At 33.4% G+C, this 602-nt stretch carries 1 protein-coding gene; it reads left to right on the forward strand.

Annotated elements, in window-relative coordinates; all coding sequences use genetic code 11:
- On the forward strand, positions 1–200 hold a 200-nt coding region (locus tag ACP5SP_RS08105; RefSeq protein ID WP_428076576.1), incomplete at its 5' end, for a hypothetical protein.
- Positions 201–602: the final 402 nt, after the last annotated feature.

Here is a 602-nt window from a genome sequence, read left to right on the forward strand (position 1 = left end):
CGTTTGACTATGAATTAAGCAAACACCGGTCCAGCCTTCCTCCCTTACCTCCCGATACAGTCCAACTTGCAGCGTACAATAATGTAAAATCAAATGACCTGAACATTGAGGAACATAAAAACCTATTGACATTCATTCGTTTAGTTAAAGACCCTAACGATGGCCATTGGCAAATCGATGGATTTAATAGTTCTCCTTAAACGGTACAGTCAAAGTAAGTTGATTCAATGAGATTTACACGTGGGGAGGGATTACTATTATCCCTCCCCAAAGAATAATTGGAGTACTTTTTGCCTTGTATTAAGAAGTTTTAATTTTTCGATAAAAATAAGTTCAAAATGTTTTAATTCATTGCAAAATGTTTCATTTTATTTCAAAAGTATTTGAAGGTATTGCATTGGTATTGCAATATATCTCAAAGTATTGTAATTGTGTTTTAGAACATTGCATTGATTATTACCTAATCTGAGCGATTCTCCAAATTTTTCTCGTATTTTTCTTGGGTAAAACAGAGATTTGATGTAGAATTTGAGCACATATTAAAAAAGATAGTGCCTTCACTTACTGGGTGATGAAGCACTATCATATTGAGGTGACAATAT

Origin of the sequence: Caldisericum sp. (genome assembly GCF_049967455.1) — a bacterium.
Classification (GTDB): domain Bacteria; phylum Caldisericota; class Caldisericia; order Caldisericales; family Caldisericaceae; genus Caldisericum; species Caldisericum exile_A.